The sequence below is a fragment of the Mycobacterium sp. UM_Kg1 genome (genome assembly GCF_000972925.1).
Taxonomy (GTDB): Bacteria; Actinomycetota; Actinomycetes; order Mycobacteriales; family Mycobacteriaceae; genus Mycobacterium; species Mycobacterium hiberniae.
Genome location: NZ_JRMK01000009.1, coordinates 1 through 13,909, shown reverse-complemented (window position 1 = coordinate 13,909; position 13,909 = coordinate 1). Strand labels below are relative to the sequence as shown.

The following is a 13,909-nucleotide window of genomic DNA, read 5'->3' as shown; positions in this document are numbered from 1 at the left end:
AACCCCCGGTCTGATCGCCGCCACCATGTGATAGCTTCGTAAATCAGTATCCTATTGCGAGATTGGGTTGCCGCATGACTGTGACCGGTGAACGTCCGAAGATCCAGATCGAGGATGTCGACTTCAACCGACGCGACCACCCGGACCGGCCGCTGCGGCCCATCCCGCCGGGGCGGGACTACTTCGCCGACCAGTGGCGCCAGATGCGCGAGATCATCTTCGGGCCGTGGATCGACATCGACAAAGAGGTCGAGCCCAACGACATCACCCGGATGCGCGATGACTATTTCTGGCAGCGCGACGAACACATGACCGGCGCGGTCGACGCCTTCGAGCGGCTGGGATACGAGCAGGGCCGCAAGCTGTTCGAGCAGGCTCTGACGCAGGGCATCGAAACGCTTGAGGATCCTCCTCAGGAGTTCGTCGACCTCTTCGAGCACATTGATCAGCTGCCCAGCCAGTTCGACCTGGCCGCCGCCGAACGCGGCCGGATGCTGGCAATGTCGGCCACGGTGGCAGCCACCACGATCATCCGCGGTTGGGCTCTATACGAGACCGCGATGACCGGCGACATCTCCGCGGCGACCGGGGCCACCGGCCGTTTCGCCGACGACGGACCGCGCCGCTTCATCGAAACGGCCCGCGTCTTCGCCGAGTTCACGTTGCCGGACATCTTCGATCGGCACTCGGAGGCCTTCCAGGATGTGGTGCGGGTGCGGTTGATGCACGCGCTGGCCAGTCGTGGACTGCGTCGGAAGTGGGGCGACGACCTCTACCTCAAGTTCGGCGAACCCATTCCGGTGACCTCGCTGCTGGGGTTCGGCAGTGGCCTGCTGCTCAGCCGTCTCATCGACCACGCGTTCGGGCGCACGCTCACGCCGCAGCAGCTGGAGGACCTCGCCGAGTACTCCTCGTTCTCCGGCCGGCTGTGGGGTGCGCCCGAGCGGCTGCACTCCGCCAACGGGTTGGAGCTGATCAAGTCGTTGAACTACGTGCTCTCCCGGGGCGGCAACCCCTCTCCCTGGCGTGCCGAGCTCGTCGACGCGATCGCGGGTCCCGAACACCTGGAAACCCTGACGGGGACCCTGCCGGGCCCGCTGCAGAAGGTGATTTCCAAGAACGCGCACCTGCTCACGTCGATGATCGCGTTTGCGCCGGCCGGCGTCGTCTTCGGCTACGAGCAGATCGAGGCCATGATCGAAGGCACCCTCTTTGAGCCGCTGGGCTACAACTTCAAGCGCCAGGTAAAGAACTTTGAGCGGCTCACCAAGCTCAACGTGCGCATCGCCATGCTGGCCGACTGGGTGCCGTGGTCCAACCCGATTCGGGAGCGCCGGAAGAGGGCGGGTGCGGTCGCGCGTGAACGGATCGCGATGCTGAACAAGATTGCCGCCGCACGCCAGCTCTCGCTGACCTACACCCATCACGACCGGTCGACATCGGGTGAGGGCTTCACCGGTTAGGCGACTAAATGATGGCTCCAGACCGCACCGTCTCGCTAATCTCGCTATGTGTCGGAGCCACATGAGCCCCCGCCCGCTCGGGGACGTCCTCGCCGAGATCTAGCCAGTTCTGACGGTGGCGGTTCGCCGAGCCCCATCGTGCTCGATGTGGAGGGCTCCGGTGTTCAACCGCCGGTGGCCCCGCGGGTGCGTCGGTTGTTCTGGCTGCTGGAGCGAGTCGCGCCCGCAATCGGGTCGCGCTGGGCGCTGGAGCTGTGGTGCACCCCGCCGGTCATCGATTCCAGCCTGCGCATGCCGCCCGGCGTTCCGCCCGGCGAGCCGCTGGAGGCACACTGGGACGGGCACCGCATCGTGGGCGAGTCGTGGGGCGAGGGGCCGCCGGTCTATCTGGTGCACGGCTGGGGCGGGCGGCGCCCGCACCTCGGCATGTTCATCAAACCCCTGGTCGCCTCCGGCCACCGTGTGATCGCCTTCGACCTGCCCAGTCATAACGAGTCGGAGCCCGGCGTACTGGCACCGGGTCGCACCACCGCAATCGAGTGCGCCGAAGCGGTTGCAGCCATGATCCGCACACACGGCCCGGCCCGTGCCGTGGTCGCCCACTCCCTGGGGGCTAACGCGACCGCGTTCGCGGCATCGTGGGGCACGACGGTGGGGCGGTTGGTGTTCTTGGCCCCGATGGGTGAGTTCCCGATCTACCTGGATCTGTTCGCCGCGCGCCATAACTTCGGCCGACGGATCCGCACCGGTCTGCATCGACGCCTGGAGCGCCGTATCGGCATGTCGCTCGAGGACACCAACATGGTCCGGATCGCCGAGCGCACCGACTATCCGCCGCTGTTGCTCATTCACGACCCCGATGACCCCGAAACCCCCTATGCGACCAGCGAGAAGATCGTCGCATCCTGGCCGGGCGCGCGTTTGATGACGACGGCGGGACTCGGCCGGCTGGCACATTTCCGAATCTTGCGGCATCGCCCGGCGATTCGCGCGGGCGTCGACTTCATCGGGCCGGCAGCGGGGTGATGGTGTAGAGCAGGTGGGGCCTATACGACCGGAGACCGCCGATTTCCGAATTAAAGTTGGCCGGAATGAAATCGATGTGCCCCGCCTGAGAAGCGGCCTCGCAGCAAATATCGGCGATGGCCTACCGGCCTCCACGCCGGTGTTCGCAATCTTCCTCTGACGGGGGGCTGGGGACCCATCGGTCCGAAAGTTTGGCATGAAAACCGCGACAGGCCGCAAATTTCCGCTGCGGCCATTATCCTGCCCGTGTGTCCGGCCTGGCCTGAGGAGTCGACATGCCCACACTCACCACCGCTGACGGAGTGGAGATCTTCTACAAGGACTGGGGTTCGGGTCAGCCGATCGTTTTCAGCCACGGCTGGCCGCTGTGTTCTGACGACTGGGACAACCAGATGTTGTTCTTCCTGCAGCAGGGGTATCGCGTAGTAGCGCACGACCGGCGCGGCCACGGGCGCTCGACGCAGACCCCCGACGGCCACGACGCGGACCACTACGCCGACGACCTGCTCGCGGTAGTCGAGCACCTCGACCTGCGCGACGCCGTCCATGTGGGGCATTCGACCGGTGGCGGCGAGGTGGTCCGGTACCTGGCGCGCCACGGCGAAGGCCGGGCCGCGAAGGCCGCGTTGATCTCGGCCGTACCGCCCTTGATGGTGCAGACCGACGCCAATCCCGACGGTCTCCCCAAGTCGGTGTTCGACGGTCTGCAGGCCCAACTCGCGGCCAACCGATCGGAGTTCTACCGGGCGCTGCCCGCGGGCCCGTTCTACAACTTCGACCAACCGGGAGTTACGGCGTCGGCGGCCATCATCGACAATTGGTGGCGCCAAGGGATGATGGGCGACGCGCTGTCGCACTATGACGGGATCGTCGCGTTCTCCCAGACCGACTTCACTGAGGACCTCAAGAAGATCACCATTCCGACGCTGGTGATGCACAGCAGGGACGACCAGATCGTTCCGTACATCGCCTCCGGTCCGAAGTCCGCCGCACTGCTCAAGAACGGCACGCTGAAGTCCTACAGTGGCTTTCCCCACGGCATGCCCACCACACATGCCGACACCATCAACGCGGACCTGCTGGCATTCCTGCAGTCTCAGCCCTAGGAGGCACCGGTCCGATCCCACTCCGGCGCCGCCGGCACCTAAATGCTGTACTGCCGCAACCGCTGTAACCGTCGCATCCCGGCGGCGGCCACCTTCTCCGGCGCCGGGCGCAGTGCCACTTCGAGCCGTGCGCGAACGTCCTCGGTGTCCAGGTCCGTGCCGATCGCGACGAGGTGGCTGCCGCCGGCACCGGCGGGGGCGGTCGCGACGTGCACGGATGTGCCGACGACGTTGACCAGGTAGTGGCGCTTGCCGATCGCGACGGTGCCCTTCATCCGGTAGACGCCGTGCGGCGGCTGTTCGAGCAGGTCGATGAGCGCGCCGGGATCGACCGCGGCGGTGCCGAAGACGGTGACAGACGACGCATGTACGTGGTCGTGGTGCTCGTCGGCAGGCTTATCGAGGAGCAACTCCCGAAACGACATCTGCCCGAACTCACCGCCGCCGTCGGCGTCGAACAGCAGGCGCGGATCCACCCGGCCGGCCACCGCGCCCACCACGTGGGCGTCGGGGTTGAGTTCGCGCACCCGGTCCTGCACCCGGCGCAGGGTCTCGGCACGCGCGTCCTCGGCAACCCGATCCAGCTTGTTGACCACCACCAGAGAGGCAGCGCCGTAACGCGGGGGCGGCACCGAGCCCGTATCGACGGTCGCGAAGTGTTCCACGGCGTCCACGACATCGACAACGCCGCCGTGGCGGATGCGTTCCACCCCGCTGAACCGGATCACCCGCGAAACCGCCCCCGGCTCGGCCACCCCGCTGGCCTCGACGATGATCGCGTCCAGTGCCAGCTTCGGGTCGGACAGCTTCTCCAGTGCCTCGTCGAGCCCGCCCTCGTCCGGCAGATGGCAGATGCACCCACCGGCGATCGACACCGGCTCATCGACCTGGCCCGTGACCAGGCCGGCGTCGACGTTGAGTTCGCCGAAGTCGTTGATAACCACGCCGATTCGAGCTCCCGGCGCACGCAGCACATGGTTGAGCAGGGTGGTCTTGCCCGCCCCGAGGTACCCGGTCAGCGCGATGACGGGGACAGCGGGCGTGTTGCGATCGGCCACCTGGCTATTATCGGCGGTACCCGGGACGGGGTGTCACCACGGGGTGGCAGTGGCCGTTCAGCTGCTGTAGAGATGCAGCGCCCGACCGGTCACGGTGGCGACGTCCCCGCTGAGCCCTCCGATGGGCGGACCCCCGCGCTGGTGGATGACGTTGGCAAGCACTACCACGTAGGTGTCCGTCCCCGGGTCGATCCACAGCGTCACTCCGGTGAACCCGGTGTGCCCGAAGCTGCCGATCGGAAAGATCATGCCGCGCGGCCGGGAGTGCGGCGTGTCGATGTCCCAGCCGAGGCCGCGGAGATCCTGTCCGGTGATCGCCGGATAGTTCACCGCGAGCAGGGGATCGGTCCTATTGGGTGACGCTGCATTGGCCTGTTGCGCCGCGGCGTTCGCGGCCGTGACCTGGGTGTCGTCGTGCCCGGGTTGCTGGGGTGTGGTCATCAGTTCCAGGGTCGATTGCCGCAGCGGAAACGGGCTCGGGCGCCCGGCGAGCCGATCGAGCAGGGCCTGGGCGTACCGGCCGATATCACCGGCGGTCGAGAACACCCCGGCGCTGCCGGCCACCCCTCCCATGCGGCGTGCCGTCGGGTCTTGGACGGTGCCGCGCAGCAGTCGGTCGTAGTCGGGGTTGATCCCGGGGGTGTCTTCGTCGTGCGCCGTAGGCGCGATGCGGGCCAACAGGTCGGTGCTCCAGCTACCCGCCGGACACTCGGCGCCCGCGGATTCGTTGGCGTCGAATGCGATGGCAGTACCGCGGATCTGGTGTGGGCCACAGGCTTTGGTGGCGGGCAGGTAGCGGGTGTCGGCCATACCCAGGGGAGCAAAGACGTTGTCGCGCACGTAGTCATCCAACGGTTGGCCGATCAAGGTCTCGACCAGCGCACCCAGGATGATGAAACCGATGTCCGAGTAGTGAAATATTTCGCCGGGGCCGAACTCCAGCGGTGCGGTCAGTGCCCGATGCACACCACCGGCCTTGTCGGCCGCGGTCAGGCCCCACGGGCCCTGGTGGCTCAGATCGCCACCGATCCCCGAAGTGTGGGTGAGCAGCATGCGCAACGTCACCTGGGCGCGTCGGGGATCGTTGTTCTCGTTGAACTCCGGCAGGTAGGTCTGGACGGGTTCGTCGATCTGGACCCGGCCCTGTTCATAGAGTTGCAGGACCGCGACGGCGGTCGCGAGGCACTTCGTCAACGACGCGATGTCGAAGATCGTGTCCTCGGTCATCGGTTCGGCCGGCGCGGGCGAGCCGTCGAGAGCGGGCTCGCCGTCGAGCTTGCGCGCGCCGAAGGCCTGGCTGAACACGACCGCGCCGGCGTGCCCGATCCGGACCACCGCACCCGGCAGCCGCGGCACCGCGATCGCGTCGTTCATCAGCTGAGCGATCGGCGCGATCAGCTCCGCGCGGGGTAGGTAGGGGGTATCGACACGAGGTATGGCGGGCGCGGTGGCCGAGGGGATGGTGGCCGAGGGGATGGTGGCCGGCGGCGGCTGATCCGGGTGGCTGCACGACGGCAGCGCCCCCACGATGAGCGCGATGCTGCCCAGGGCGCAGGCCCGGGTGATGCTCGAGCTCGACACTGGCACAGCATCGACGGTAGCCAGCCGTCCTCGGATTGTTCGCCGGAATCGGCAGTGACAGCCCGATCAGCTGCGGAGTGCCCCGACGGCGGCGCTAGGCGTCCACCGGGAACCAGAAGTCGAGCGTCTGCTCCACCCCGTCCCAATCGATGCCCAGCCAGTCGCCGAAGAAATCCTCGATGTTGCCGAAGGCGCTGTAGAACGACGCCACGAGCGAATAGAAGATGCCCTCCCACCAGCTGCTGTCCACCAGCCCGTGGCTCCAGGCATTGAGCCAGGCGCCGAACTGGTCGAAGTCGGGCGAGATGTTGATGTCGGTGATCAGGCCGTCGGCCGTGGCGGTGTGGTTGGCCACCTGCTCGGGGGTGAGCCCCAGATACATCATGTGCTCGTAGAGCAGGCCGAGCGGCGAGGTCGAGGTGTTGTCGGCGACCGGGTCGCCGGGGATGGTGTAGGACGTGGTCGCGAACAGGTCGTTCGGGGTCTGCACCCCGGACAGCAGCGAGGTGCTGAGGAAGTCCGGCGAGGCATCGCTCTGCGAAATGCCGTCGGCGCCCACCGGGTTCCCGATGAACACGAAGTGCAGCGCTTGAGGGTCCACGCCGTCGTGGGCCAGCTGGGCCATCGCGATCGAGCCGGCGGTGGCGCCCTGCGACCAGCCGAAGATCCACAACGGGTTCTCGGCGTTGTAGGCGTCGGGGTTGGCGGCCAGTTCGGCGTGCACCGCCCGGACGATCTCGGCGGCCCCGACGAAGCTGCTGTGGTCCTGCTGAATCAGCGCCGGGGTGGACAGGATGCGCAGCGGAGCGTCGCACACGGCGGCCCCGACGACGCAGGAGTCCAGATCGCCGCCGCCGTCGAAGCCCAGCGGCTGCAAGAACAGATCCGCTGCGGTCTGGGCGAATGTGGGCGACGGCGTGGACAGCGTCGTGGGCCCGACGAAGAACGCGGTGCCGGCGAGCAGGTCCACGTCGACATGCGTGGCGTGCGCGACCGGTGTGGCGAGCACCCCGCCGGCCAGGGTGCCGACGAGTGCGATCGGCGCGAGGGCCTGGGTGAGCTTCACGGGGCGGCCTTCCGACACGGGTGCACAGTGACTTGGGAACTAAAAATCAGACGAGTAAATCCAAAGTTCCAGCTGAGCGCGATCATCGCAGGGGCGCTCGCCCCAAGTCAATGGACTCCCCGGGTCGTGGCGGCGCCGGCGAGCTCGCCGCGGCTAGCGCGGGGCCTCGAGCGCCGTCGCATCGCGCAGCGCCGACAGGTCGGGCAACGGCTTGCGGCAGATCTCGCGGGCTTGTTCGGGGCTCATGCCGAAGGTCGTCAGCAAGTGCTCGGTTGCCTCGTCGACGGTCGTCTCGGTGTCGCGGTCGGGCCGGTGACTCAGCAGCGTTCCCAGTCCGACCAGCACCCCGCCGGCGAGGGCCAGGCCCAGTTCGGGATCGGAGAGCGTGAAGCGTCCCTGCCCGACTGCCGCGGTGATGTCACGCAGTGCGCGCGGGGACAGGCCGCGGTCGGACAGGATCAGGGTGCTGCTGTTGGCCAGCAGCAGCGCGGTCTCCTGGGGGCGCAGGCGAAACAGCCGACCGGTGAGGCGGTAGTTGGCCGCGAACGCCTCGGCGGGGTCGGCGATGTCTCCGGTGTAGGTGTCCAGCAGGGCCCCGATGTTGTCGAGGGCGTCGGTGACGGCTGCGGCGAAGAGTTCTTCTTTGCTGTCGAAATGGTTGTAGAAGGAACCCATGCCCACGTCGGCGGCCTGGGTGATCTCGAGGACGGGCACCGCGAGCCGGCCTTGGGCGATGAAGCCCTGCGCCGCCCGGATCAGGGCGGCACGGGTGCGCAGCTTGCGTCGTTCGAGCCTGTTGGCAGGGCCGGCCGCCGGGTCGGCGACGTCGCGCGGGGGCGCATCCATGGGTGCAGGCTAGCAGGCCATTCAGTCCTGATGATTTCGTCAAACCAGTTGACTGAGGCTTTGGTCGTATGTGACGATTTCGTCAGCTTAAGCGAAGGGCGACGGTGCAAGACGTGGAAGACGGGCACAAGCATCTGCACAGCGAACGCGGCGCGGTCCGGGGCGAGCACCCCGGTCGTGCCCGTGACCCGCTCATCCGGGTGGTCGACATCGCCTGGCTGGAGTTCGACAAGCCCGACCTGCTGCGCGCCGAGGCATTCGCCCGAGCCTTCGGATTCGGCGTCGCCTACAGCGATCCCGGCCAGGTGCACCTGCGCGGCACAGATCCGGGAGCGCCCTGCGTGTTCCTGCGGCGTGGACCGCAGACCCGGTTCGCCGGCTACGCGCTGCGCGCCGCCGACGAGGCCGACGTTCACCGGTTGGCCGACAAGCTCGGCGTTCCCCTGCGCCGCCTGCCCGAATCGGTCGGCGGCGTGGGGGTTCCGTTGGTCGATCCCAGCGGAACCACCGTCACGGTCGTCGCGGGAATGCACACGCTGCCCGCGGCGCCCCCGCAAACCCCGCAGCTCGCCAACGCCGGGGGAGCGACGGCGCGGATCAACGCCGGAGTGCGTCCGCTGCGGGCACCCGCCCGGGTGCAGCGTTTGGGGCACGTCGTCCTGCAGTCCACCCGCTATCTGCAGACGCTGAACTGGTACCTGGAAACACTGGGGATGATCGTCAGCGACTTCCTCTACTTTCCCGGGCAACGCGACCGCGGGCCGGCCATGAGTTTCATCCGCTGCGACCGCGGCAGCATCCCCGTCGACCACCACACCCTGGCCCTGGCGCTGGGCCCGGCGAACCGGTATGTGCACTCGGCCTATGAAGTCGCCGACCTGGACGCGTTGGCCGCCGGCGGTGAATACCTGCACGAGCGCGGCTACCTCCGGTCCTGGGGCATCGGGCGCCACATCCAGGGCAGCCAGCTCTTCGACTACTGGCGCGATCCCGACGGCTTCCTGGTCGAGCACTACGCCGACGGCGATGTCTTCGACAGCTCCGTCGAACCCGGATGGGCGCCGTTCACCGCCTCGGGGCTTGCCCAATGGGGCCCGCCGGTCACCAAGGACTTCCTCGACGCCGGCCCCCGTTCGGCAGGGCGCCAGGCGGCGGCCATGCTCACCGCCCTGCGGCACGACAACGAGTTCGACCTCAACCGCCTCATCGGCCTGCTGAAAGTAGCTGTCTCATGACCATTTCCGTCCTGCGCACCGCCGACGCCTGGTGGGTGCGCACGCCCACCGGTGCCGCCAAGATCGCCACCGCGGCCACCAGCACCGCCGAGCTGCTCGCCGACCGGGCCGCGATCGAGGCGGCCGCCGCCGCCGGAGGCACCGTCGCCGTCGAAGACCTGGAATTGCTGGCGCCGGTCACCGCGCCGTGCCGGGTGGTGGCGCAGATGACCAATTTCGAATCCCACGTGATCGACGCCGGAATGGACCCCAAAGCCATCCCGCTGACCTTCTTTCGCAAATCGTCGGCGTCGGTGACGGATCCGTACGCACAGATCATCCGGCCGCCCCACGTGCGCCTGCTGGACTACGAAGTGGAGATCGGCCTGATCATCGGCCGGGACATCCCGGTCGGCACCGTGATCACCGAGGCGAACCTGGCCGGCTATGTCGCCGCCCTGACCATCACCAACGACGTCTCCGCCCGCGACGTCCAACTGCCGCAGACCCAGTTCTACGAAGCCAAGTCCTACCCGACCTTCACCCCCGTGGGGCCGGCGCTGGTGCTCGTCGACGCCGCCGAGCTGGCCCGGTTCGGCGACCTGCGACTGCGGTTGAGCGTCAACGGCGAGGAACGCCAGAACAGCCTGGTGGAAGGCGACATGCTCTACCGCCCCCTGCAGGCACTTCAGGCCCTGACCCGGTTCCAGCAGCTGGCCCCCGGCGACCTCGTCCTGACCGGCACGCCGGCGGGCACCGCGCTGCGCGCCCCGGCCAAGCCGATCGAGCTGATCGGCAACCTGCTGCCGCCCGCGGTCAAATGGAAGGCCTTCTTCGCCCGCCAGGCCAAGAACCCCAACTACCTGCAGCACGGCGATATCGTCGAAGCCTCGATCGCCACCGACGACGGTGCCATCGACTTAGGGGCCCAGCGGCTGACGGTGCGTCACACGTGACCCGCGACATGCCATGACGGATGCGCAGGAGCGCCGCGGTGGCGAGCGCGTCACGGTCGCAATCGTCGGCGGGGGCCCCACCGGTATCACCGCTGCCACGCTGCTGGCCCAGTACGGCATCGACACCCTGGTACTCGACCGGTGGCCGCAGGTCTACCCCCAGCCCCGGGCCGTCCACCTCGACGACGAGGTCTACCGAATCCTGGCGCGGCTCGGTGTCGCCGACGCATTCGCCGCGATCTCCCGCCCGGCCAAAGGACTGCGGCTCATCGACCGATGGCAGACCGTGCTGGCCGAGTTCAGCCGCGACACCGCAGTGACCCGCAACGGCTATCCGGCCGCGAACATGTTCGACCAGCCCGAACTCGAAAACCTGCTGCGGCAGAACCTGACCCGCTTTCCCAAGGCCCGCTTCCGCGGCGATACCGAGGTGCTGGAGATCGCCGAGACCGCCGACGGTGTGGAACTGCGGATCCGCGACCGGGCCAGTGGCCACGAGTCGCGAATCACCGCCGACTATGTGCTGGGCTGCGACGGCGCCAACAGCATGGTGCGCGACGCGATCGGTGCGCGCATGCGCAGCGGGAGGTTCGACCAGCGTTGGCTGGTGATCGACGTCGGGTGCTCGGTGGACCTGCAGCAGTGGGACGGCGTGCATCAGGTCTGCGACAGCCGGCGCGCCGGCACCTACATGCGCATCGGCCAGAACCGGTATCGGTGGGAATTCGCCTTGGCAGAGCACGAGTCGGCCGCTGACTTCCCGGATCTGCCCGCGCTGCGCCCGTTGATCGCGCCCTGGACGCGCGCGGTGCCCGACGCCGACCTGCGCCTGCTGCGGGTCGCCGAGTACACCTTCCGGGCCCAGATCGCCGACCGGTGGAGATCCGGGCGCGTGTTCCTGCTCGGTGACGCCGCGCACCTGACCCCGCCCTTCATCGGGCAGGGGATGGGCGCGGGACTGCGCGACGCGATGAACCTGGCCTGGAAGATCGCCGGACACCACCGCGGCAGTTGGCCGTCGGCCGTCCTGGACAGCTACCAGACCGAGCGGGCCCGCCATACCCGACAGCTGATCTCGTTGGCGCTCACCGTCGGATATGCCATGACCGCCGGCGGCGAACTCGGTACCGCGTTGCGGCGCCTGACGCTGCCCAGAGTGCACCTGGTGCCGGGGCTGCGCAGCAAGATCACCGACTCCGAGACCCCGCCACTGCGTTCCTCGGCGATGGTGCGCCGGCGCGCGAACACCCGCCGCATCGCCGGGCGACTGTGCCCCAACCCGCTGCTCGAGACGGGGCGCCGCCTCGACGAGGAGATGGGCCCCGGATTCGCTGTGGTGACTACGGCGCGGCTCACACCGGAGCAGGACTGCCTGGTCGCCGGCCGGGGAGCCCGGACGGTGTTCGCGGCCCCGGGAACCGAACTGGCCTGCTGGCTGGGCAGGCATCGGGTGACCGCCGCCGTGATACGGCCCGACGGCACCGTCATGGTGGCCGGACGCGACGTCACCGCACTGTGCCGGGCGGTGCCGCTGTTCTCTGCCCGTACGCACCTTGACGAATAGGAACCACACTGTGCCCGCGCGCTCCAGGGACATACCGGTGTACCGCCCCAGCGTCTACAGCCGGTCGGCGATCCTCGACCCCTATCCGCATTACCGGGCGTTGCGCGACCTCGGACCCGTGGTCTGGCTGCCGCGCCAGCGGGTCTACGCCCTACCCCGATACGCCGAATGCAAGGCCGCGCTGCGCAACGACGCACTCTATAAGTCCGGGCGCGGGGTCGCGATCAACCCGCCCACCAATCGCCTCTCGCGAGGCACCACCCTCAACAGCGACGGCGCCGAACACGACCGGCGGCGCAAGCTCCTCGCCCACCGGATGATGCCCCGAGCGCTGCGCGCCCTGGCCGACAACGTCGATCAGCGGGCCCGGGAGATCGTCGAGCGCGCCGTGCGCCGCGGAAACGTCGATGCGGTCGCCGAGCTGGCCACCGCACTGCCGCTGGCCTTCGTCCCCGATCTGGTGGGCTGGCCCCACGATCAGCGCGACCACCTCCTCGACTGGGCGGCAGCGACGTTCGATGTCCTCGGGCCGCTCAACTGGCAGGCCGCCAAGGCTGTTCCCCGCAGCCTGCAGATGCTGCGCTTCGCCCGCCGGATCGCTGCCCGGCGCGACGTGCTGCCCGACAGCATGGCCCATGACCTGCTCGGCTTCGTCGACGAAGGCACACTGGGGATTGAAGAGGTCGCACCACTGCTGATCGACTACCTCGGACCGTCGCTGGACACCACGATCAGCGCCATCGCCAGCGCCATCCACCTCTTGGCCACCCACCCCGACCAGTGGGCGCTGCTCAAGGCCGACCCGGCATTGATCCCCAACGCGGTCAACGAGGTGGTGCGCTTCGAATCGCCGTTGCGGGCCTTCACCCGCAAAGTGGCGCACAGCCATGAGGTCGCCGGCACCCGCCTGCCCGCGGGTGCCCGCGTGCTGCTGATCTACGCCTCCGCCAACCGCGACGAACGCGAATGGAACGCCCCCCACGTCTTCGACATTCGCAACGACGCGGGACGCCACGTCGGGTTCGGCAACGGCGCTCACGCGTGCGCAGGCCAGGGCCTGGCCCGGCTGGAGACCGCCGCCGTCCTGACGGCCCTGATCGACCTCGTCGACCGCATCGAGGTGACCGGCGAACCGACCTGGGCGCTCAACAACATCATTCGCCGCCATCGGCACCTGCCGGTACGGCTCGTTCCGGCCTGAGCTGGTCGGGCCGCTTACGCGCACGCTGCGCGTTGACGCACCAGGGACGCCCCTGCCATGATCGCCACAGTCAACTTTTAAGGTTTCCTGAGTATTTATCCAGGATCGCGGGGAGTGCGGATGCAATCAAGGAAAGCCCTGGCGCCGATCGCCGCCGCGAGCGTGATCGCCGCCGGTATCGCCGGAACCCCGGTCGTCCGGGCCGCCCACGCCCCTGAGGTCACCCTGCTGGCGGACACCGCGATCTTCGTCGGCGGCACCATGCTGCCCACGCCGTCGCCCACCTTCGCCCAGACCGCGGCCGATCTCTTCCTGCAACCGCTGGGCTTCGATGCCGGCGACGACCCGACGGTGTGCCTGATCGGTGCCGGCGACTGCGATGGCCCCCTGCGGGTGCTGACCACCCCGCAACTGTTCCTGCAGGGCTACAGCAGCTTCGCGGGGGCCGCCGAGATCGTTCGGGCCGTGCACGCCGAGCTCAACGCCAACCCGGACGCCTACGACGCCGACAACCCGCTGTGGGTGTTCGGCTACTCGCAGGGCGCCACGGCCAGTTCGATCGCGATGGCGCAGCTCGCCGCCGACGGCGTGGACCCCGAGGCGCTGCACTTCGTGTTCATCGGCAACCCGTCGAGCCCCAACGGCGTGTGGGCCAATTCCGTCGGTGAGGTGTCGCTGGCAAACGACCCCTCGCTGTTGTACGGAAATCTGACCCCGAATAACGCGTTCACCACCACCGTCTACAGCTTCCCCGGTGACCCCGTCGACGACTACACGTCCACCTCCATCCTCGGTACGTTCTGGGGACACGTCATGTATCTGGGGCTC

At 68.3% G+C, this 13,909-nt stretch carries 12 protein-coding genes; 8 read left to right on the top strand and 4 right to left on the bottom strand.

Going from position 1 to position 13,909, the window contains the following annotated elements; genetic code table 11:
• The first annotated feature begins 74 nt into the window (after positions 1 to 74).
• The 3 genes from LI92_RS02745 (at position 75) to LI92_RS02735 (ending at position 3,595) form a co-directional block, all read left to right on the top strand.
• Positions 75 to 1,463: an oxygenase MpaB family protein gene (locus LI92_RS02745; RefSeq protein ID WP_046315645.1), complete on the top strand. Its 1,389-nt coding sequence runs from the start codon at positions 75 to 77 to the stop codon at positions 1,461 to 1,463.
• Positions 1,464 to 1,598: 135 nt separating this feature from the next.
• On the top strand, positions 1,599 to 2,489 hold the full coding sequence (locus LI92_RS02740) for an alpha/beta fold hydrolase (RefSeq protein ID WP_046315694.1): 891 nt from the start codon (positions 1,599 to 1,601) through the stop codon (positions 2,487 to 2,489).
• Between the two features lie 275 nt (positions 2,490 to 2,764).
• Positions 2,765 to 3,595: an alpha/beta fold hydrolase gene (locus LI92_RS02735; RefSeq protein ID WP_046315643.1), complete on the top strand. Its 831-nt coding sequence runs from the start codon at positions 2,765 to 2,767 to the stop codon at positions 3,593 to 3,595.
• Positions 3,596 to 3,633: 38 nt separating this feature from the next.
• Here LI92_RS02735 and LI92_RS02730 read toward each other — a convergent pair whose 3' ends face one another.
• The 4 genes from LI92_RS02730 to LI92_RS02715 all read right to left on the bottom strand — a co-directional run bounded on the left by LI92_RS02730 (position 3,634) and on the right by LI92_RS02715 (position 8,146).
• A complete protein-coding gene (locus tag LI92_RS02730) occupies positions 3,634 to 4,653 on the bottom strand; it encodes a CobW family GTP-binding protein (RefSeq protein ID WP_046315641.1) in 1,020 nt (339 codons plus the stop codon).
• Between the two features lie 57 nt (positions 4,654 to 4,710).
• Positions 4,711 to 6,240, bottom strand: coding sequence for a serine hydrolase domain-containing protein (locus tag LI92_RS02725; RefSeq protein ID WP_502691387.1), 1,530 nt, complete (start codon positions 6,238 to 6,240; stop codon positions 4,711 to 4,713).
• A gap of 88 nt (positions 6,241 to 6,328) precedes the next feature.
• Positions 6,329 to 7,300, bottom strand: a complete 972-nt coding sequence (locus LI92_RS02720; RefSeq protein ID WP_046315640.1) for a PE-PPE domain-containing protein — start codon at positions 7,298 to 7,300, stop codon at positions 6,329 to 6,331.
• Positions 7,301 to 7,453: 153 nt separating this feature from the next.
• Positions 7,454 to 8,146, bottom strand: coding sequence for a TetR/AcrR family transcriptional regulator (locus tag LI92_RS02715; RefSeq protein ID WP_046315638.1), 693 nt, complete (start codon positions 8,144 to 8,146; stop codon positions 7,454 to 7,456).
• A 104-nt stretch (positions 8,147 to 8,250) separates the two neighbouring features.
• Here LI92_RS02715 and LI92_RS02710 point away from each other — a divergent pair, with 104 nt between their 5' ends.
• The 5 genes from LI92_RS02710 to LI92_RS02690 all read left to right on the top strand — a co-directional run.
• On the top strand, positions 8,251 to 9,381 hold the full coding sequence (locus LI92_RS02710; RefSeq protein WP_046315636.1) for a VOC family protein: 1,131 nt from the start codon (positions 8,251 to 8,253) through the stop codon (positions 9,379 to 9,381).
• Positions 9,378 to 10,316: a fumarylacetoacetate hydrolase family protein gene (locus tag LI92_RS02705; protein ID WP_046315634.1), complete on the top strand. Its 939-nt coding sequence runs from the start codon at positions 9,378 to 9,380 to the stop codon at positions 10,314 to 10,316. The genes LI92_RS02710 and LI92_RS02705 overlap by 4 nt, the downstream gene beginning before the upstream one ends.
• 13 nt (positions 10,317 to 10,329) lie before the next feature.
• Positions 10,330 to 11,880 (top strand): bifunctional 3-(3-hydroxy-phenyl)propionate/3-hydroxycinnamic acid hydroxylase MhpA, encoded by a 1,551-nt coding sequence (mhpA, locus tag LI92_RS02700; RefSeq protein WP_046315632.1) that lies wholly within the window; start codon positions 10,330 to 10,332, stop codon positions 11,878 to 11,880.
• 31 nt (positions 11,881 to 11,911) lie between these two features.
• Positions 11,912 to 13,081, top strand: coding sequence for a cytochrome P450 (locus LI92_RS02695; protein ID WP_286134817.1), 1,170 nt, complete (start codon positions 11,912 to 11,914; stop codon positions 13,079 to 13,081).
• Between the two features lie 120 nt (positions 13,082 to 13,201).
• Positions 13,202 to 13,909 (top strand): PE-PPE domain-containing protein (locus LI92_RS02690; RefSeq protein ID WP_046315690.1); only part of this gene is annotated, 708 nt, incomplete at its 3' end.

What these genes read in the sequence shown, in the direction of transcription:
- LI92_RS02745 (WP_046315645.1), top strand. Translation starts at nt 75, where the DNA reads ATGACTGTGACCGGTGAACGTCCGAAGATCCAGATCGAGGATGTCGAC.
- LI92_RS02735 (WP_046315643.1), top strand. Translation starts at nt 2,765, where the DNA reads ATGCCCACACTCACCACCGCTGACGGAGTGGAGATCTTCTACAAGGAC.
- LI92_RS02715 (WP_046315638.1), bottom strand. Translation starts at nt 8,146, where the DNA reads ATGGATGCGCCCCCGCGCGACGTCGCCGACCCGGCGGCCGGCCCTGCC.
- LI92_RS02705 (WP_046315634.1), top strand. Translation starts at nt 9,378, where the DNA reads ATGACCATTTCCGTCCTGCGCACCGCCGACGCCTGGTGGGTGCGCACG.
- mhpA (WP_046315632.1), top strand. Translation starts at nt 10,330, where the DNA reads ATGACGGATGCGCAGGAGCGCCGCGGTGGCGAGCGCGTCACGGTCGCA.